Origin of the sequence: Halomonas sp. GD1P12, from assembly GCF_025725645.1 — a bacterium.
In the GTDB taxonomy this organism is placed as follows: domain Bacteria; phylum Pseudomonadota; class Gammaproteobacteria; order Pseudomonadales; family Halomonadaceae; genus Vreelandella.
Genome location: NZ_CP107007.1, coordinates 2,903,530 through 2,922,770, shown reverse-complemented (window position 1 = coordinate 2,922,770; position 19,241 = coordinate 2,903,530). Strand labels below are relative to the sequence as shown.

The following is a 19,241-nucleotide window of genomic DNA, read 5'->3' as shown; positions in this document are numbered from 1 at the left end:
AATAGTAAGAGGCTGGCGGCTTACTCAAAAAGCGTCTCGTCGAGTATTTTGCCGCGGTTGAGCAGCCCAAAAGGGTCGAGCGACTTTTTCAGCGTCTGCATCAACTCGATCTCCGCCTCGTTGCGGCAGCTTCCAAGCCAGGCACGCTTTTCAAGACCGATGCCGTGCTCGGCAGAGATGGAGCCGCCCAGCGCCGTCAGTGGCTCATAGACCAGTGCTTCCACGGCGCGGCGGACTGCGGGCTCCTTGCTACCCACGCCGACCGAAATATGCAGATTGCTGTCGCCCAGATGGCCGAACACGATCAACTGCGGGTCGGGCCACGACGCTTCAAGCCTCGCTTCGAGCGTCTGGGTGTAACGCTCCATGTCGGCGATCGGCAGGCTCACATCGAAGGTCAGTACCGGGTGCAGCCCTTCCTTGAGTCCTTCGATATCTTCCCGTATCGCCCACAGGCCGTCACGCTGGGTGCTGGACTGCGCGATAACCGCATCGATGATCAGCTCCGCTTCCATGGCCTGTTCCAGCGCATCGCGAAACTGAGCCTCACTGCGGGCGTCGTCGCTCCCCAGACACTCGATGATCACGTAGTAAGGGTGCTCTGTAGAAATCGGGGGCGTGTGCCGTCCCAAGGTTTCTGTCAGCAGCTGGTAGTAGTTTTGCCACATCACCTCGAACGCCCCGAGCCCGCCGCCCAGCGTCTTACCCATCTGAGCGAGCAGCGCCGTCAAGGCCTCAAAAGAAGGGCAGGCGACCATGGCGGTGTGTTCGCTCGGCGTAGGCGGTTGCAGGCGTAGCACCGCGCGGGTCACGATACCCAGTACGCCTTCGGTGCCCACGAACAGCTGCTTGAGATCGAAGCCGGCGTTGTTCTTGAGCATGTGGTTCATCGAGCTAACCACGCGCCCGTCGGCCATCACCGCTTCGAGCCCCAGCACCTGCTGGCGCATCATGCCGTAACGAATCACCCGCACGCCACCCGCGTTGGTGGCGATGTTGCCGCCGATGGTGCAGCTGCCCCGCGCGCCCAAATCCAGCGGAAACTGTAGCCCGATGTCCTCGGCGGTTTCCTGCACGCGCTGCAGCGGCGCGCCGGCCTGAACCGTCAGCGTGGCGCCTACCGGGTCGACGCTCTCGATGGCGGTCATACGCTCCAGCGAGATGACAAGATCGTCAGGGCTGGTTTGAGTACCGTGAACAAGTCCCGTTAGCCCGCCGTGGGTCACCACGGTCTGCTTGCACTCGAAGCAGGCGCGCATCACCGCTGAAAGCTCCTCGGTACTGGCTGGTCGAACGATGGCACCGGCCTGACACGGCGCGCCGGTCATCCAATCTTCCTGCCGGCTCGTCACATCGCTGCCAGTCAAGACATGGTTAGGGCCTACGATTGCGCGTAGGGCCTCCAGGGTGATCTTCATTCATATTCCTTTCGATGACGAGACGGCTGGCAGGCGCTCGTGTTAAAAAAATGCATGCGAAACAATATCATGTTTTACATCGCGCTTTAGGCGCTGGCTGCCACTGGCGCCTCACGCCCGGGAATGGCCTCCAGCAGCGAGCGGGTATAGGCCTCGCGGGGATGTAAAAATATCTGCTCTGCGCTTCCCTGCTCGACGATGCGACCATGCTGCATGACCACGATGCGATCGCAGATCTGCGCGGCCACACGTAAATCGTGGGTGATGAACAATAGCGATAGCGACAGGCGCTGCTTGAGCTCCTCGAGCAGTTCCAGCACCTGGGCCTGAATGGAGACATCAAGCGCCGAGACGGCCTCGTCCGCTACGATCAGTTCCGGATTGAGCGCCAGCGCCCGAGCGATGCCGATACGCTGGCGCTGGCCGCCGGAAAATTCGTGGGGAAAGCGATCCAGAGCGCTGGCGCCCAGGCCCACCATGTCCAGGAGTTCACCCGCCTGCGCCAACGCCTTTGCCTTGGGTGTGCCGTTGGCGATCGCCCCCTGGGCGATCGCCATGCCCACTTTGGTGCGCGGGTTGAGCGAGGCATAAGGATCCTGAAAAATCATCTGCACCCGGTGGCGCTCGCGGCGCAAGGCATCACCCTTGAGCGTTGACAGGTTCACGCCGTCGAGCAGCAGTTCGCCGTCGTCCGGATGCTCCAGACGTACGACGCAGCGCCCAAGCGTCGACTTGCCCGAACCGGATTCGCCGACGATGCCAACGGTTTCGCCGCGAGCAAGCGAAAGCGAAACATCGTCCAGCGCACGCACTTCGCGCGCTGGTTTCAAAAAGCCTCCGCGAGAGCGAAACACCTTGTTGAGATGCTTGATATCCAGAAGCGCTGCGGGCTCACGCGCCTCTCGGTGGGGCGGTACGGCGTTGCTCGGGATCGCGGCGATCAGTGCCTGGGTGTATTCGTGCTGCGGGTTGCCGAGCACCTCATCCGCGTCGCCGAGTTCGACGATCTTGCCGTGGCGCATCACGCAGACACGGTTGGCAATTTCGGCCACCACGCCGAAGTCGTGGGTAATGAACATCACCGCCATCCCCCGGCGGCGCTGCAGATCGCGAATCAGCTCGAGGATCTGCGCCTGGGTCGTGACATCCAACGCAGTGGTCGGCTCATCGGCGATCAAGAGCACCGGCTCGAGCGCCAGGGCCATGGCGATCATTACCCGCTGACGCTGGCCGCCGGAAAGCTCGAAGGGGTAGGCGCGAATCGCCTTTTCCGGCTGCGGCAGGCCCACCTCGATCAACAGCTCCAGCGCGCGTGCCTGGCGCTCGGAAGGGGTCAACCGGCCGTGGGCCTCGAACACCTCGGCGATCTGGGCGCCCACGCGCATCAGCGGGTTCAGGGCGGTCATCGGCTCCTGGAAAATCATGCCGATCTTGAGCCCGCGCAGCGCCATGTGCTGCTTCTCGGTAAGCGCGAGCAAGTTCTGGCCCTCGAAGGTGATCTCGCCTTGTACCGGGCGTACGCCCTTGGGCAGAAGCCCCATTACCGTATTGGCTGCCATGGACTTGCCCGACCCGGATTCACCCACTATGCACATGATCTCGCCGCGGTTCACCTCGTAGCTCACGTTCTCTACCGCCAGGGCGCGATCCGCGCCCTTGGGCAGCGCCACGCTCAGGTCACGAATGCGAAGTACCGCCTCGCCCGGCGCCTGGGATGGATTCGATTGCGTCATGTCTCTCTCCTAGCGCTCGCGGGACAGTTTGGGGTTCAGCGCATCGTCGAGGCCTTCGCCCACCAGGTTCAGCGCCAGCACGGTAAGCAGGATGGCAACGCCTGGAAAGAAACTGAGCCACCACGCCTGACGGATCACGGTGCGCGCCGCGCCGATCATGTAGCCCCAGGACATCACGTTGGGATCGCCCAGCCCGAGAAACGAAAGCCCGGACTCCAGCAATATGGCCGTGGCCACCATCAATGAGGCCAGCACGATGATCGGCGAGAGCGTGTTGGGCAGAATCTGCTTGAGAATGATGGTGGTATTGGTCTGGCCTACCAGCCGTGCGGCTTCGACGTATTCACGGTGACGCAGCGACATGAACTCGGCGCGCACCAGACGCGCCACCGGCGGCCAGCTCACCAGCGCGATCGCCAGCACGACTGAGGTGACGCTGGGTTGCATGATCGCGACCAGTACGATCGCCAGGGCGAAGTTGGGAATGGTCTGGAAGAACTCGGTGAAGCGCATGAGCACGTCGTCGATCAGGCCACCGTAGTAGCCGGCGATAGCGCCCATCGGTACGCCGATCAAAAGCGCCACGCTGGTGGAGACCAGTCCGATCAGAAGCGACACCCAGGCGCCGTGCATCAGCCCTGCGGCCACGTTACGGCCCATGGTGTCGGTGCCCAGTATAAAGCCATCCTGCGCGAGAGGCGGCAGAAACGGGCGCTGTACCATGCGCCAGGGCGACTCGGGAAATAAAAGCGGCGCAAGTATCGCCATGACGATGATCAGCGCCAGAATGATAAGACCCACTAAAGCGCCGCGGTTTTGGGCAAAGCGTGCGAAAAAGCTCATGAAGCCCCCTTGATGCGCGGATCCGCAAGGCGGTAGACCAGGTCGGTCATGATGTTGAAGACGATGACCAGCGCGGCTGAGAAAAAGAAGATCCCCAGCAGCAGGTTATAGTCGCGCTGCTGAAGCGCCTCGAACATCAGCCGGCCAATGCCGGGCCAGGCAAATACGGTCTCGGTGAGGATCGCCCCGCCGACCATTTGCCCCGCCTGCAAGCCGGCCAACGTAATGATCGGCAGGAGTGCGTTACGCAGCACGTGGCGGCGTTGAATGATGCGCGGCTTCAAGCCCTTGGCGCGAGCGGTCTTGACGTAATCCTGCTGAGCGGCTTCGAGCATCGAGGTACGCGTCATGCGGGTGTAGATCGCCATGAAAAACAGCGCCAGGGTCGTGGCGGGCAGCACCAGGTGCTGGGCGACATCCCACACCAGCGCAAGGCCCGTATGGCCCGCGCCCACGGTATAGAGGCCGTAGGCGGGCAGCCAGCCCAGATAGACCGAGAACACCACCACCGACATCAGCGCTACCCAGAACAGCGGCGTTGCGTAAAACACCAGTGCCAGCGCCATGATCAGCGAGCCGGATGGTTTTTTCACCCGGGCGGCGGCCATGGAGCCGGCCACGATGCCCAAAAAGAGTGACAGTACGAAGGCCGTGCCGGTCAGCAGCAGCGTGGCGGGCAGGCGGGCCATGATCAAGTCGAACACCGGAACGCCCAAACGGTAGGAGTAGCCGAAATCGAGCATGGCGATGCCCGAAACGTAGCGCCACAGCTGCACGTACATGGGCTGGTCGAGCCCGAAGCGCTCGCGTAGCTGGTTGAGAAACTCCTGATCCGCCGCGCCGGCTTCGCCAGCCAGAATGGAGGCCGGGTCGCCGGGGGCAAGCTGGATCAGCAAAAAGTTAAAAATGACGATGAGAAATAGCACAATGACGGCTTTGATGAGCCGCATGGCAATCAAGCGGGCATAGACCATGATGGAATTCCTGACGTTTTTTTAGCCCGGCCGGAGCACGCCAGCCGGGCAAGGCTTGGCTTAGCGGTCGAGCCAGGCATCCCGGAAGCCGTCGTTGACGCCGACACCGGAGGTCACCAGGTCGTTGACGTCGCAGCGGTAGATCGTGGGGAAACCAAGCTCCATCAGCCAGCCCACCGGCACATCCTCGTGAAGGATCTCCTGCACTTGCTGGTAAAGCGCTTCACGCTCGGCGTCCGGATAGGCCGTAGCCGCCTCGTCGAAAAGCGCATCGACCTCGGCGTTTTCGTAGCCTTCCACGTTGTTCCAGGGCGAGCCCTTGGCAATGTTGTCCGAAAGGTAAGTGCGCGAGATGCCCAGCGCCGGGTCGCCGTACTGGAAGAGGTAGGTAAAGGCCAGATCATAATCCCAGTCGCCCAGGCGCTGGTTCCAGCCGCCCACGTCGGTGGCCTGGGTGCTGACGTTGATGCCTACTTCGCGCAGATTCTGCTGTACGGCCTCGGCCCAGCGGGTCCAGGTTTCGCCGTAGGGCAGTGGCAACAGTCTGATCTCTTCACCGTCGTAGCCCATTTCATCCAGCAGCTCGCGGGCGCGGTCAGGGTCGTAGTCGTAGGGCTCCAAATCGTCGTCCTGGAAACGCGCATTGGAACCGAAGGCGGAGAGCGGGACGTTACCCAACCCGTTCCAGAGCACGTTGCGGGCGAACTCACGGTCCATGGCGTACATCACCGCCTGGCGAAAGCGCTTGTCGGCGGTGGGGCCTTCGCGGTTGTTCATCCACAGCATGGCGAAGGGGCTGAAGTACTCATGGCCCTGCTCGGTCATGCAGACACCGTCCATCCCGGAAAGACGCGGGATGTCGAAATTTTCCACGGTGCCGCTGGGCAGCACGTCGACGGTGCCGTTTTCAAAGGCCACGGCCCGGGAGCCGCCGTCGGGAATGATGTGCCAATTTACCCCGTCCAGGTAGGGCAGGCCTTCTTCGTAATAGTCTTCGTTTTTGACTAGCTCGATAACCGTGCCGCGTTCCCAATTGGAGAACTTGAACGGGCCAGTGCCGATGGGGTGGTCGTTGTGCTCGTTATTGCGGAAATCGGTGCCTGCGTAGAGATGCTCCGGCACCATGGTGAACGTACCCGCCTCGAAGGAGAGCAAAAACGGCCCGAAGGGTTCGGCCAGCGTGAAGACTACGGTGTAATCATCGGTCGCTTCGATGCTTTCGACGTGCTCGAGCACGGCGCGGGCGCTGGGATTGAGTTCACGGTGAAAAACGTCTGCGGAGAACACCACGTCGTCGGCGGTGAAGGCCTCGCCGTCGTGCCAGGTCACATCATCGCGCAGATGAAAGGTATAGACTCGGCCATCTTCGCTCACGTCCCAGGACTCGGCTAGCTGCGGCATCGGTTCCAGGTCGGTGGTGTAGCGTAGAAGTCCCTCGTAGATATTACCCGCGACGGTACGGGTGGGGGCGTTCTGGATCATGCCCAGTACCAGGCCCGGCGGTTCGGGCTGAATGATGGTATCGATGGTGCCGCCGGTTTTGGGTTCCTGCGCCATCGCTGCGCAAGAAACGGCCAGGGCCGCTGCGGAAATCGCGAGAGCCAAAGGTGTTTTCATTGTTCCTACTCCTCGGTTATTCACGTCAATAACGTGATGTTTTGTCTTTTTAGCAAGCGAGGCGTGGTGCTGGAGAGCCCGTTGAAATAGGTTTTTGAGGGCCTTTTTGACCATAGCACCGCTCTTTTTAACTGTCGACAGTCGGCAGTCGTTTATCGACACTGCCCTTATTTGCGTCATACTGAACGTCGAAAACAATTTACAAAGGGAGGTGCCCATGGCCTTGTTACCCATGGCTCCCCAGGGGTTGATCCAGCAAAAGAATCTGGTCGAGCAAGTGGCCGATTTTCTTACTCAAGGTGTGATCGAACAGCGCTTCATGCCCGGCGAGCGGCTCTCGGAAGTGCAGCTTTCACGGGATTTGGGCGTCAGCCGCGCACCGGTGCGCGAGGCAGCCAGGCTCCTCGAAAGCCGTGGTCTTTTGGTTTCGCGCCCGCGGCGAGGATTTTTCGTCAAGGCGCTCGACGCGGTCGAGCTACAGGACGTGTTCGACCTGCGCCTGTGCCTGGAGCGCCACGCCATCGAGCGCCTCGCTCAGCGCTACACCCCTGAGGCCAGAAACGCGCTCGAACGACAGGTGGACGTGCTTTGCGAGGCGGCTACGAGCGATAGCGGCACGCGGCGTATCGAAGAGGATTTGAAGTTTCACCGCCTGATGCTGCACTACGCCGGCAATGAGCGGCTACTGCGCGCCTTCGAGGGGTTAGCGCACGAGCTGCGCCTGTGCATCACCTTGATCACGCGGACCCACGAAGCGCCGGAAACCATTGCGACCAGCCACTATCAACTGCTGGAAGCGCTGGCGAGCCAAAACGGCCCGGCCTGCCGGGAAGCGATCGACTACCACATCGGTGTGGCGAGAGATTCCGTGGTGCGCGGCATCAACGACGCGGGCGCGCAGGAGGAGGGCGGCACGCGTTGATCGCGTGCGTTTCTACCGAGCGATTGTATGGCGCTTTCATGGCACGAAACGAGGAGACCTGGCAGTGCAGACGTTCTTTCACGACGATCAGAAATGGCATCAGCCGCAAACCTACTTTTCACGCGGCAAGATGCGCACACCCCAGGAGGTCGCCCTGCGCGCCACTCACCTGCTGGCCGCCGCTGACCGGCTGGGGTTCGAACTATCGCCGCCCAAGGATTACGGCGTTGGCCCTCTTAGAGCGGTGCACTCACTGGCCTACCTGCGCTTTCTGGAAAGCGCCCATGCCCGCTGGCACGCCGTGGGCGAGGACTGGGGCGAAGAAGTGATTTCCAACATCTTCGTGCGCTCGCCCAACGCCTTGCAGGGCATTCTGGCCGAGGCCGCCCGCTACCTGGCCGACGGCAGCGCCCCGGTGGGTCAGCACACCTGGCACTCCGCCTACTGGTCGGCCCAGAGCGCGGTGGCCGGCGCCGAGGCGCTGATGAGCGGTGAGCGCTTCGCCTACGCGCTTTCCCGCCCGCCGGGCCACCATGCGGGCATCGACTCCGCCGGCGGCTTCTGCTTTCTCAATAACGCCGCCATCGCCGCGCAGCACCTGACCAGGCGCTACCCGCGCATCGTGGTTCTCGATACCGACATGCACCACGGCCAGGGCATCCAGGAAATTTTCTATTCTCGTAATGACGTGTTCTACATCTCGATTCACGGCGACACCACCAACTTCTACCCGGCGGTCAGCGGCTTCGAGAACGAGCGCGGTGAAGGCGAAGGGCTCGGCTACAACCTCAACCTTCCGATGCCGCATGGCTCTACTGAGTCGGTATTCTTCGAGCGTTTGGAGCAGGCCCGTCAGGCCATTCGCCTGTTCGAACCCGACGCCCTGGTGCTGGCGCTCGGCTTCGATATCTTTGAGCGCGACCCCCAGGCCAAAGTCGCCGTTTCCACACAAGGCTTTCATGAGCTGGGCCGACAAATCGCGGCGCTGAACCTACCGACACTGGTGGTGCAGGAAGGTGGGTATTACCTGGAAGGGCTCGAAGCGAACGCGGTAAGTTTCTTTGAAGGACTAATGGTAGAGGCGCTATAAGCCGAGCGCTCGTTTCGGCTTATAGCGCATTGCCTCGCGTTTCCCATCAGGCCCTAAACCTGGGCGTAGCCCCCGTCAACGAACACCTCGCTCCCTGTCATGAAGCGGCTATCGTCGGATGCCAGGAATGCCACTACGGCGGCGGTTTCCCTGGGGTCGCCCAGTCGCTCAAGCGGTATGGCCCGCTTCATCTCGCCCACGGCCTCAGCAGGGAGCAGTGCCATCACCTTGTCGGTTTGGGTGGGGCCAGGCGACATTACGTTCACGCGAATGCCCGTTCCCCTGAGGTCATGAGCCCAACTGCGCGCCAAATTGCGCACGGCCGCCTTGGAGGCGCTGTAAACGCTCATGGCCGGGGTACCCATGCTGCCCACCGTAGAGCCGGTCAGGATGATAGAGCCGCCATTCTGCATCAGCGGCAGCGCCTTCTGAACGGTGAAGAGGGTGCCTTTGACGTTGATGTCGAAGATATAGTCGTAGTGCTCGGGCGTGATCTGCCCCAGGCGTGCGAACTCGCCGACGCCCGCGTTGGCCACCAGTATGTCCAGGTGGCCTTTCTCTTTCTGAACTGTCTCGAATACACGGTCGAGATTCTCCGACTTCGTTACATCCGCCTGGAGACCCTGGGCGTTGTGGCCCAGTGTCGACGTCGCGCTGTCGAGAACGTCCTGGCGCCGGCCGACAATGAAGACGAAGGCGCCTTCCTCGATGAGACGCTGGGCCGAGGCCAAACCGATGCCGCTAGCGCCACCGGTGATGAGTGCGATTTTGCCGTTTAGCCGATTCATGTTGGGGTTTCCGTGTGCGTTGACTCGATTCGCTTGAACGATATATAACCCGCTTACAAATGTTCAAGTATGCACCTTTTGGTAAGTAGGGTTATGGCGAAAGAAAACTCAGAAAACCCACGTTTCATTTGCGGCCTGCATGCAACGCTGCACGTGATGACCGGGAAGTGGAAACCGTTGATTCTGTTCTTTTTAAACAAGGGCCCGACGCGTTACGGCGAGCTAAAGCGAAGCGTTCGGGGGGTGAGCGACAAAATGTTGATCCAGCAGTTGAAAGAGCTGGAGTCCGACGGCATCGTCCGGCGAACCGATTATGGCGAGATCCCGCTGCGCGTCGACTACTCGCTGACGCCCTTCGGGGAAAGCCTGGTGCGAGCCATGGAACCGCTTTGCAACTGGGGTGAAGCGCACGAAGAGGACATTGCCGCAGCGATGGACCGCCGCCAAGCCAGCCGGTAGACGATAGTTTAGCTGAACGGCCGCTTCGCCAACGTTAGGTGGTGAATCAAACCCGCTGGTCGTCTACCTTGGCGATAGCGATGACGGCGGTTTTGCCTTACTCGAAAATGCCTAGCGTAAACCCAATCGGCCACATAGCGACGTTGGTAATTTCGAACCCAAAGCGGTAAAAGCCATGGATAGCAACGCCACTACACGTACCTGCTGAACTATTCCCTTGCCAGCGCAGGTTGCGTAAGCACCTCGCCTCATTCAATGCATGAGTGTCTATCACTACTGTTGGGCAAGCCGCGGGGCTTACGCCGCAGTGGAGTGTGTCGGACCGGAGAGATTGCGTATCTATTGGTCGAGAGACCACACCTCCTTCCAACCAAGGCTCCGCATGCGTAATACCGAGTGTCCGTATGATTGAAACCGGCAAAATGCGCAGGCTAGCGAATTTTGGATATGTGGCCAAATTTTGCTTTGCTCACAATAGGTATAATAAGGTAGAGTCAAAAGAGCTTGCTACATAAAATCAATGAATAGACGGACGCGTTTATTGAGATTATACAGCCTTTCATATAATCATTTTTAGAGATAATAGGGATGCGTGAAATATCAATTCCGGTCCTAAGTTTTAGTCGTTGGACCTTATGGAGTGATCGTTTCGATATAGTAGGGCGCGAGTATCCTGGTGTTTATGTCATCGCAATATCCGATCAAGATTTGGCGGGTTCGGCTGTCAGGTGGCGTGACGTGGTTTACGTCGGCATGACGAAATCGAAAGGTGGGCTAAGCCAAAGGTGGTCCCAATTTCAGAACTCGATTCGTGGACGAAATGGGCATAGCGGTGGATGGACTATATTCAAAGCGCTTGGTAATTTCGACGAATGGACTTCTGGCCTTTTCGTGGCCGCTATGCCTATAAAATGTAATCCTGCCGATCCTAGCTCCAATGACCTTCGGCGTCTCGGCTGGGTGGCATATCTCGAATACGAGGCGTTCTCGAAATTCTCTCGTCAGGTTCCGAATCAGAAGAAGCCTATGTATAACACTCTGTGAACGTGACTCTAATAATAAGCTACAGTTGATCGTCCAAAGCGCTGGCGCGTTCTGCTGGCAATTGAGAATAGACATTATACCCTAGGAATAAAATGGACATTCAGAGTATAGCTCTAGGATTTTTAAGCGGAGTTCTTCTGGCTCTGATTGGAGGCTTGATTAATCATAAAATAAAGACAAAGTCAGAAGAGCAGAAGGCAATTGAAAAAGCAGAATATGAGCTTTTCTTAAAGCTAAATGATTTATATCAATGGTACTTTTGGCTTGCTACTAATGAATTTCATAAAAAGGAGACAGATGATGAGGTTATCACAACTATCCATAAAATAGCTGTCGATATAGGGCAAGAACTTCATAAAAACGAAAACGGTGAATTTACTGAGCAACTACTTCGTATCCTTTATGATGAAAGTTATGAAGCTTATACTCAGCGCTGGAAAGAGATGAGTTTGCTCTCAGAGGTAATGGGTAAAAAAGTTACGCCAAAGCATCATAAATATCTAAAACAGTTAAATGACTCAAACTTAATGTATATGTCAAAATCAGATTTCACACCCAAAGCGCCAGGAACAGTTCGTTTCCGGCTGCAGGTATAAAGAAATCAATATGATGTCAACGGTTTACCTGAATCTGGCTTAAAACGAATCAAACATGAATACTAACGATAACTCTATTGCTATCAGGCTGCGTTGTTTATCCCGTCAACAAAACGCTGCAGCCGGAGGCTGAAATCCTCGTCACCGACGAGAAAGGAAAGCCCATTCAGGATGCCAGGGTGACTTTGATATCGAACTCCTACCCGTATGGCTTTGAACAGATGAGAAGGAGTGATCAAACCAGTAATGGCGGCGAGGCGAGCTTTCCAGAAATAAAGGAGTGGCGCACTGAATCGCTGATGATTCACGGCTCAAACGTGTTTTTCTGGAATTGGTGCGTAGTAAAACCAGGTTTTGAAACACACACGACCATGTGGAGTAGTGGTCAAGATTTTCAGCCCCAATACAACGTCACTCTTACGCCAGGGGAAAGCACGCCATGCCCAGAAGAGATGAATAAAATTGGCCGCAGGCTATAACAAGCACATGTTGCCGGGCTGATTTTAGCTGAGTTCCGGGCTGACCATCTATGCAGGTCATAAATGTGCGGGCAGGGCATTCAACGGTTAGATGATCTTCCTGACGTCGAGTGTGAGAACATGGCAGCTGTGCCTGCTTGGCCCGCACCGGATGCGTTTGGAGAAAACATGAAAAAGTGGTTATTCATAGTGCTTGCTACGCTGTCGCTGTCCGCCGTGGCTGACGACGAAGCGCTTGATTGCAATAACATCAGGAACACGCTCGAGACCAATCGGTGCGCGGCTATCGAGTTGGAGGCCGCCGAGGAGGTACTCGCCCACTATCTGGAAACGAGCGTTGAACATAACGCGGCGGATCCGGAGTTAGTCGAGGCTATCCAGGCGGCTCAAACGCAGTGGCAGGCGTATGCTGCGGCCCATTGCGGCGCTGTCTATACGCAGTGGCGCGACGGCACCATTCGCGGCGTCATGGGCATTACGTGCAGTACCCGGTTAACGAAACAGCGAACGCATGACCTCTGGCAAGATTTCCTGACCTATATGGACAGTACGCCGCCGGTGTTACCGGAACCCGCCATCGAGTAACGCCTTGATTCGTTACATGACGGTACTGTCGTTACTTTCTATAGGCACGTACCATGCTTTCTTCCGCTTGATCGAATGAGAGGGTTCCCCAATGCAGACGTTGAGAATTGACCTGGTGTCCGATGTTGCCTGCCCGTGGTGCGCGATCGGCTACCGGCGTTTGGAACAAGCGCTGGAAACCCTGAAGGGCGAGATCGAGGTCGAGCTTCACTGGCAGCCCTTCGAGCTTAACCGCGACATGCCGCCCGAGGGCGAGCCGATTCTGGAGCACCTGTGCCAAAAATACGGCAAGGATGCGGCCACCATGGAGCAGTCCCAGCGCGAGATCATGGCGGTGGCCGAAGAGCTGGGCTTGAATTTCCGGGGTGCCGTCGAGCGGCGGGCGAACAATACGTTTGCGGCCCACCGGGTGCTGGCTTGGGCGGCTACGCAGAACCGGGAAACACCTCTGCAATTGGCCCTATTCGATGCCTACTTCGGTGAGGCGAAAAACCCGTCAGACCCAGAGGTGCTACGCGAAAAGGCGATTGAGGCGGGGCTTGACGGTGATACTGCCGAGGCCATCGCCCGCTCTGATCAGTACGCGGAGGAGGTTCGCGCGGCAGAGCAGACGTTCATGGAAGCAGGGGTGAGCGCCGTACCGGGGTTCATTCTCGACGGCCGCTACCTGATTTCCGGCGCCCAGCCCGCCGAGGTGCTGGTCGATGCGCTTCGTCAGGTGGCACAAGAGAACGCCAACTGCTGATGCTCTGTAGATTTTGAGAAGCGCCGAGCGGGCGAGGAGCAGAACGCCACTTACGTGGCGTCCGTGATTTTTAAGTTCTTACTCGCTCAGGCCCACCTTCTCCATGAATGCCCGCGCATGCACGTCCACCGCCTTGATGGCGCTGACGACCTGTTGCGGCGTGAGTTGATAGGCCAGGTTATGGCTCGATTCGCCTTCCTTTAGCGCCGCTTCTGCCACGCGGTACAAATCCTCGTCGCTGACGTCTTCGAGTTTGAGCGCTTTGAGCGTCACCGGCAGGCCCAGTGCCAGATAAAGATCCAGATACTCTTCCAGCTCTGCTTGCGGCGTTTGATCCAGAATCAGCTGGGCGACGGTGCCAAACGCCACCTTCTCGCCGTGTGTCAGCTCGTGAATCTCACCGTGCAGGGCGGTGAAGCCGTTATGGATGGCGTGCGCCCCGGCCAGGCCCCCGCTTTCGAAGCCTAGCCCGCTGAGTAGCGTGTTGGCTTCCACCACCGCTTCAAACGAAGGCGTGACGATCTGCGCCTGGTTGGCCTGGTAGGCGAGCATGGCGTGCTCGAAGAGGATCTCTTCGCACTTCTCTCCAATGGTCGCGCCCAGAAGCGTGGCCTTGCCGCCGGCCATGTTGTTGGCGTTGGCGCGAATCGCCGCGCGTGCCTCGACCCAGGTGGCCAGCGCATCGGCAATGCCCGAGGCCAGAAAGCGCGGCGGCGCCTTGCAGATGATGCCGGTATCCACCAGTACCAGGTTCGGGTTCTTATCAAAAAAACGGTAGGACTCAAACTCACCGTCGTCGTTGTAGATGACCGACAAGGCGCTGGTCGGCGCGTCGGTGGAGGCGGTGGTGGGGAGTACGGCGCAGGCGGCCTTGAGCTCGTCGGCCACGCCCTTGGCGGTGTCGATCGTCTTGCCGCCGCCAAAGCCGATCACCACGTCGGCCCCTTGCTCGCGCCCAAGCTTGACGATGCGCTCGATCTCGCGAGTGGAGGCTTCGCCTTCGAACACCACGCGCTCGAAGCTAACGTTTTCGCCCTGCAGGCTTTCGCTGAGCGCTTCGCCGGCGATATCCCACACGACGTCATCGGCGATCAGCAGTGCTTTCTGGCCGAGTGCGGCCACGTAGTGCCCGGCACGCGCCGTAACGCCTTCGCCCTGCACGTAGCGGGCGGGGCTGATGAAGACTTTCTCGTTGGTCGCTTCCATGGCGGATCGCTCCTGTGCATCAATGAGTGGCTAGCCCAGTGTAGACAGCGCCTGGGCTGAAACGCTCGGATTGATTCAGCGAACGTACAAGAAACGACCGTTACCATGACCGGCGGCAATAAAATGCCCCGCACCGGGCGGGGCATTGCGTGGCGAGGCGAGAAAGGTTACTCCAGGAACTCACGCAGCAGGTCGCTCGCCTGGTCGATGGCGAGCACGCCGTCCAGATGGCCCTGATTGCCTTGAAGCGTTTCCAGCGTCACTTCATTGCCCGCTTGGCGAATCAACGCGGCGGTGCGGCGCACACCTTCCGCGGAGAAGACCTGATCGTCTTCGCTATAGAGCATCAGCGTGGGCGCCTGAATGTTGGCAAGCCCCTCATCGGCGGAGGCGCCGCCGGCCTCGAACGTCTGGTTGGCGCGCACCAGGTACAGCAGATGATTGGCATCGGCGGTGTGGGCGCGAGCGGCGGCCAGGTTGTCCAGCGTCTGCTCGATGGCGTAGCGGGCGTTTAGCTCTTCGGCCGGGTCGCGGTTTTCATCCGCCCAGTCGCGGGTGAAGGTGCGGTTCGCCCAGCGCCAGTGGCTGGCGTTGAGCGTGATCAGCTTGAGCGCCGCCTTGAGCCCTTCAAGCGGCGGCTCGCCGTCGTAGTAGTCGCCTTCGTTCCAGTTCGCGTCCAGGCGAATGGGCGCCGCCCAGGTATCGAGCATGGCGACCAGCCACGGGTCGGCGGCGCCGCTACCGATCACGGGCACCAGCCGCTCGACCCGCTCCGGGTAGACGCTTGCCCACTCGATCGCCTGCAGCGCGCCCATGGACGGGCCCATCACCGCGTACAGTGACTCGATCCCCTGGCTCTCCAGCAGTGCCCGCTGCACCTCGACGAAGTCGCGAATCGTCACTACCGGGAACGCCAGGCCCCAAGGCTCATTCGTCTCCGGGTTGATCGTGGCCGGACCGGTCGTGATCACATTCGGGTCATGGGCGTTGAGATTGACCAGCGTGTCGGAGGAGATGATATAAAAACGGTCGGTATCCAGCGGCTTGCCCGGGCCGATGATGGCGTCCCAGTAGCCGGGCAGCACGTCGCTTTCCGCGTAGCGGCCGGCGGCGTGGCTGGTGCCGGAGAAAAAATGCGTGATAAGGATGACGTTATCGCGCGCCTCGTTGAGCTCGCCGTAGGCCTCCCAGCCGACTCTCACCTCCGGGATCGTCTCGCCGCTTTGGGTCGTAAAGTTCTCGATTTCGAAGGTCTGTTTATCGACCAAACCGTCGAAGGCAAAAAGAGGCGTCGCGGTCATAAGGGCAAGGCTCGCTATCATCAGGGTGTATCGGTGCAGGCGCGGCATGGAAGTTCCTTATATGTTGTTGTGATTGTTGTGAGATATCAAAAGCGGTTTTCTCAGCATAGTCGGGTTTTGTAGCGCTTGAGTAAAAACCTTTTATTGGACGAGGCTAGCTATCCAGGAGTCAGCTATGTGCTGTATTCTTGTATAATTTTTAATTAATTAATTTTTTATAATGATTGTGAGGCCAAGGATGACGCAATATTTAGATTCAATGATTAAAGATTGCAAGCAGGCCAAACTTGCTATGCCCAAGAAAGATATCTTAATTTCCAGTACTGAAGAAATGCCAGCGGTTGATAAAGGTATTTATATTATCAGTGAGGTGGGCGGTAACGCGGCTGAAACCTTTGAAGCGTTCAAGACATTTAAACAGACTAAAACCAAAGCATGCTGCAAGATTAACCATCCCTCGAACATTCTTTATGTAGGCTCTTCCGACGTCACCCCATCTTCAGTAGCACCCGGGTTTAGAGTCTGAAGTTACTTTATCGTGTTTTAACACCAGTTGCTCGGCATAGGCGGAAGGCGTTAACCCTCCAAGCCCTTTCTTCGGTCTTTCTTCGTTGTATTCCCGTCGCCACGCCTCGATGATGATCCTCGCGTGATTCAGGCTGGTGAACCAGTGCTCATTTAGACATTCGTCTCTAAAACGCCCATTGAACGATTCGATGTAGGCGTTTTGATTGGGTTTTCCAGGTTCGATTAAAAACAGGGCGACACCATGCTGATGAGCCCACGTCAGCATGGCGCGTCCGCAGAACTCCTTTCCATTATCCGTACGAATGGCGCTTGGCAGGCCACGTTGTATAGCCAGATGATCTAGAATCCGTGTTAACGACAGGCCGCCAATGGCCCGTTCAGGTACGATCGCCACGGCTTCATGGGTGGCGTCGTCGACAACGGTGAGGTTCTTTATCACGCGTCCTTCTGCCGTACGGTCAAATACAAAATCCATTGACCAGACCTGGTTGGCGGCACAAGGACGGCCAAGGGGCTTTCGCTCAGACGCAGGAACCTTCTTGCGCTTGCGGCGCTTTACCTGCAATCGAGCCGCCGCGTAGAGGCGTTCGACGCGCTTATGATTGACCCGTTCACCGGCTTGACGCAGCTTCAGGTAGATCATGCCAGCGCCATAGCGACGATGCCGATGGGCCAGGGCCGTAATGCGTTCACGCAATGCCCCATTGCGGTCAGGGGCCGATTGATAGCGCAATGCACTGGCACTCATATGGATGATACGGAGCGCTCGGCGTTCACTCAGACCACGTGACACCATAAAGCGCACCACGTCTCGGCGTGCCGGGGCACTCACCACTTTTTTCTCAGCGCCTCCCGAGTGACCTCCATTTCCAGTAGCGACTCCGCGAGCAGCTTTTTCAAGCGCCCATTTTCGGCTTCGAGTTCTTTGAGTCGTTTGGCATCGGGGACGCTCATGCCGCCAAACTTGCTGCGCCATAGATAGTAACTGGCTTCTGAGAAACCGTGCCGACGGCATAGCTCCTTGATGGGCAGTCCTGCTTCGGCTTCGCCCAGAAAACCGATGATCTGTTCTTCGCTGAAACGCTTCTTCATGTCCAATCTCCTTACGCATAGGATCGGACTCTAAAGTGTAGCGCTACTCAATCAGGGGGTGACGTCGCTTCTACAAGAAATTTGCAAAGAAGGTTAAGCCAGCATTTGGTCAGTTGTCCACCAAGTACATATTCGCTGCACCTTTATGAATGGTTCAAGGGTGAATATCAAGTGCGAATACTAGAGTATGATGAGTCCAACAGAGTTCTACAGCTAATCGAAGATAGTATCTCCGCTGATTTAAAACCTGCGTTCGGGAAGCAGGGTGCGAATAATAGATAAATTTTCGATTTGAAAAGCAGGTAGAATTTATCCTATTTGACAACCGCTAGAGCGAGGTTGTACCGGAGTTTCAACGTAAATATGAACCTTCTGTTTCTCGGCACCTCCGCCGGTACGCCCACTAAAGCGCGCAACTTTTCCGGGCTGGCGCTTCGCGAGCGCACCGGCAAGGGCTGGTATTTGATCGACTGCGGCGAGGCGACTCAGCATCAGCTTCTGCATACGCCGCTGTCACTTCATGGGCTGCGCGCGGTTTTGATTACCCACGTGCACGGCGATCACTGCTATGGGCTTCCGGGGTTGCTCGCGAGCGCGTCGATGAACGGGCGTACCGAGACGCTGACGATCATCGCCCCGCAGGCGATCAAGACGTGGATCATGGCCACCTGTGAGGCTACCCAGCTTCGGCTGTCGTTCGAGATGACGTTCATCTTCACTGAGACGCTTCCCGAGGTCGAATTCGACGCGCTGACGGTCGCCACGACGCGCCTTTCCCATGGGGTGGATTCCTTCGCCTACCGCTTTACCGAAAAGCCTCTGCCTGCGCTCGATACCGAAAAACTGATCACACGCGGCGTGCCGCGCGGCCCGCTGTGGGGGCAGCTCAGTAAAGGCGAGGAGGTCGAGTGGCAGGGCGAGACGTTGAAGGGCGAGGACTTTCTCAGGCTCGATCAACTGCCCTGCAAAATCGTCGTGGCCGGTGATAACGACCGCCCGGAGCTTTTGGCCAGCGCCTGCGAAGGCGCCCAGGTACTGGTGCACGAAGCCACCTACACCGGCGCGATGGCCGAGAAAGCCGCCGTGGTGCGCCACAGCTATGCAGGGCAGGTGGCCGGATTCGCCGAGGCCGCAGGGCTACCGTATCTGGTGCTGACGCACTTCAGCCCGCGCTATCAGTCGCGCGCCGAGCCGTCGTCGTCGATCGAGGAGATCCGCGAGGAGGCCGAGCGCGTGTACTCGGGCACGCTTTACCTGGCGCGCGACTTTCTGGAATTTACTCTGGATAAATCGGGTCATTTTCGTGAAGTGGCGGATGAGTGACCCGCTTCATCGCGCCGTTCAGTTACGGCAGTAGCCTTCGCCAGGTTGTACGACCAGGCAGTTTTCCTTATCCGCCAGCCATTTCAATCCGGTCGCTTCGCCATCCGCCTGGCGCAGCAGCTGCTCACCGTCTTCACGGGTAAAGCGGATGCCTTCTGCGGTTGCCTGTCCTTCGAAGGTGCCGTGCTGATCCGCATCCAGACCGTACTGCATGTCGAGCAGGTAACTGCCTGGGTTGGCGGAATCCTCGTGGCGGATCTCCAGGACCAACCCTTCCACGCCGTCCCAACGGCCAATCCATTGATCCGTCATCTGATGGGGCGCACTCTCCTGCGCCGCGCTATTGGAAGCGGGCTCCACGGCTGCCGCCGTCGTGTTTTCCTGACTACACCCGCTGATGAGTATCGTGGCGCTCAACGCCAGGGCTCTTTTGAACATGATGAGTACCACCATTTATCAAGAGAAGAAGCGGCCAACGGTTACCCGTTGGCGCACGGT

19 protein-coding genes are annotated in these 19,241 nt (G+C 58.4%); 9 read left to right on the top strand and 10 right to left on the bottom strand.

Annotated features, from left to right (window positions below):
- Window positions 1-20: 20 nt before the first annotated feature.
- The 5 genes from OCT39_RS13360 to OCT39_RS13340 form a co-directional block, all read right to left on the bottom strand.
- On the bottom strand, window positions 21-1,418 hold the full coding sequence (locus OCT39_RS13360) for an FAD-binding oxidoreductase (protein WP_263584952.1): 1,398 nt from the start codon (window positions 1,416-1,418) through the stop codon (window positions 21-23).
- 86 nt (window positions 1,419-1,504) lie between these two features.
- The gene (locus tag OCT39_RS13355; protein WP_263584951.1) at window positions 1,505-3,151 is read right to left on the bottom strand and encodes an ABC transporter ATP-binding protein; all 1,647 of its coding nucleotides are present in this window, start codon (window positions 3,149-3,151) and stop codon (window positions 1,505-1,507) included.
- 9 nt (window positions 3,152-3,160) lie between these two features.
- Entirely contained in the window at window positions 3,161-3,994 is an 834-nt protein-coding gene (locus OCT39_RS13350; protein WP_263584950.1) for an ABC transporter permease, read from the bottom strand.
- Window positions 3,991-4,968, bottom strand: coding sequence for an ABC transporter permease (locus tag OCT39_RS13345; RefSeq protein ID WP_252106793.1), 978 nt, complete (start codon window positions 4,966-4,968; stop codon window positions 3,991-3,993). The genes OCT39_RS13350 and OCT39_RS13345 overlap by 4 nt, the downstream gene beginning before the upstream one ends.
- Window positions 4,969-5,028: 60 nt before the next feature.
- A complete protein-coding gene (locus OCT39_RS13340; protein ID WP_263584949.1) occupies window positions 5,029-6,585 on the bottom strand; it encodes an ABC transporter substrate-binding protein in 1,557 nt (518 codons plus the stop codon).
- A gap of 217 nt (window positions 6,586-6,802) precedes the next feature.
- On the opposite strand from OCT39_RS13340, the gene OCT39_RS13335 reads away from it, so the two are divergent.
- Both OCT39_RS13335 and OCT39_RS13330 read left to right on the top strand, forming a co-directional pair.
- Window positions 6,803-7,507, top strand: a complete 705-nt coding sequence (locus OCT39_RS13335; RefSeq protein WP_263584948.1) for a GntR family transcriptional regulator — start codon at window positions 6,803-6,805, stop codon at window positions 7,505-7,507.
- 64 nt (window positions 7,508-7,571) lie between these two features.
- On the top strand, window positions 7,572-8,597 hold the full coding sequence (locus OCT39_RS13330; RefSeq protein ID WP_263584947.1) for a histone deacetylase family protein: 1,026 nt from the start codon (window positions 7,572-7,574) through the stop codon (window positions 8,595-8,597).
- 53 nt (window positions 8,598-8,650) lie between these two features.
- On the opposite strand, the gene OCT39_RS13325 is transcribed toward OCT39_RS13330, so the two are convergent.
- Window positions 8,651-9,385, bottom strand: coding sequence for an SDR family NAD(P)-dependent oxidoreductase (locus tag OCT39_RS13325; protein WP_263584946.1), 735 nt, complete (start codon window positions 9,383-9,385; stop codon window positions 8,651-8,653).
- 93 nt (window positions 9,386-9,478) lie between these two features.
- On the opposite strand from OCT39_RS13325, the gene OCT39_RS13320 reads away from it, so the two are divergent.
- The 5 genes from OCT39_RS13320 to OCT39_RS13300 all read left to right on the top strand — a co-directional run bounded on the left by OCT39_RS13320 (window position 9,479) and on the right by OCT39_RS13300 (window position 13,293).
- Window positions 9,479-9,844, top strand: a complete 366-nt coding sequence (locus tag OCT39_RS13320; RefSeq protein ID WP_263584945.1) for a winged helix-turn-helix transcriptional regulator — start codon at window positions 9,479-9,481, stop codon at window positions 9,842-9,844.
- Between the two features lie 1,136 nt (window positions 9,845-10,980).
- Entirely contained in the window at window positions 10,981-11,484 is a 504-nt protein-coding gene (locus tag OCT39_RS13315; RefSeq protein WP_263584944.1) for a hypothetical protein, read from the top strand.
- A 77-nt stretch (window positions 11,485-11,561) separates the two neighbouring features.
- The gene (locus tag OCT39_RS13310; RefSeq protein WP_263584943.1) at window positions 11,562-11,963 is read left to right on the top strand and encodes a hypothetical protein; all 402 of its coding nucleotides are present in this window, start codon (window positions 11,562-11,564) and stop codon (window positions 11,961-11,963) included.
- Between the two features lie 168 nt (window positions 11,964-12,131).
- Window positions 12,132-12,548 carry a lysozyme inhibitor LprI family protein gene (locus tag OCT39_RS13305; protein WP_263584942.1) on the top strand — a complete coding sequence of 139 codons (417 nt, stop codon included), beginning with the start codon at window positions 12,132-12,134 and terminating at the stop codon, window positions 12,546-12,548.
- Between the two features lie 91 nt (window positions 12,549-12,639).
- Window positions 12,640-13,293: a DsbA family oxidoreductase gene (locus OCT39_RS13300; RefSeq protein WP_263584941.1), complete on the top strand. Its 654-nt coding sequence runs from the start codon at window positions 12,640-12,642 to the stop codon at window positions 13,291-13,293.
- Window positions 13,294-13,371: 78 nt separating this feature from the next.
- On the opposite strand, the gene OCT39_RS13295 is transcribed toward OCT39_RS13300, so the two are convergent.
- Both OCT39_RS13295 and OCT39_RS13290 read right to left on the bottom strand, forming a co-directional pair.
- A complete protein-coding gene (locus OCT39_RS13295; RefSeq protein WP_263584940.1) occupies window positions 13,372-14,499 on the bottom strand; it encodes a glycerol dehydrogenase in 1,128 nt (375 codons plus the stop codon).
- A gap of 167 nt (window positions 14,500-14,666) precedes the next feature.
- On the bottom strand, window positions 14,667-15,800 hold the full coding sequence (locus tag OCT39_RS13290; protein ID WP_311960225.1) for an E22 family MetX-like putative esterase: 1,134 nt from the start codon (window positions 15,798-15,800) through the stop codon (window positions 14,667-14,669).
- Window positions 15,801-16,038: 238 nt separating this feature from the next.
- On the opposite strand from OCT39_RS13290, the gene OCT39_RS13285 reads away from it, so the two are divergent.
- Entirely contained in the window at window positions 16,039-16,326 is a 288-nt protein-coding gene (locus OCT39_RS13285; RefSeq protein WP_263584939.1) for a hypothetical protein, read from the top strand.
- On the opposite strand, the gene OCT39_RS13280 is transcribed toward OCT39_RS13285, so the two are convergent.
- Window positions 16,300-17,420, bottom strand: a protein-coding gene (locus OCT39_RS13280; protein ID WP_263584723.1) for an IS3 family transposase whose coding sequence is annotated in 2 segments (ribosomal slippage) — window positions 16,300-17,162 and window positions 17,162-17,420 — 1,122 coding nt in all. Because the reading frame shifts where the segments join, the coding sequence is not laid out codon by codon here. The genes OCT39_RS13285 and OCT39_RS13280 overlap by 27 nt on opposite strands.
- Window positions 17,421-17,783: 363 nt before the next feature.
- Here OCT39_RS13280 and OCT39_RS13275 point away from each other — a divergent pair.
- On the top strand, window positions 17,784-18,743 hold the full coding sequence (locus OCT39_RS13275) for a ribonuclease Z (protein ID WP_263584938.1): 960 nt from the start codon (window positions 17,784-17,786) through the stop codon (window positions 18,741-18,743).
- 18 nt (window positions 18,744-18,761) lie between these two features.
- On the opposite strand, the gene OCT39_RS13270 is transcribed toward OCT39_RS13275, so the two are convergent.
- The gene (locus OCT39_RS13270; RefSeq protein ID WP_263584937.1) at window positions 18,762-19,181 is read right to left on the bottom strand and encodes a hypothetical protein; all 420 of its coding nucleotides are present in this window, start codon (window positions 19,179-19,181) and stop codon (window positions 18,762-18,764) included.
- Between the last annotated feature and the right edge of the window lie 60 nt (window positions 19,182-19,241).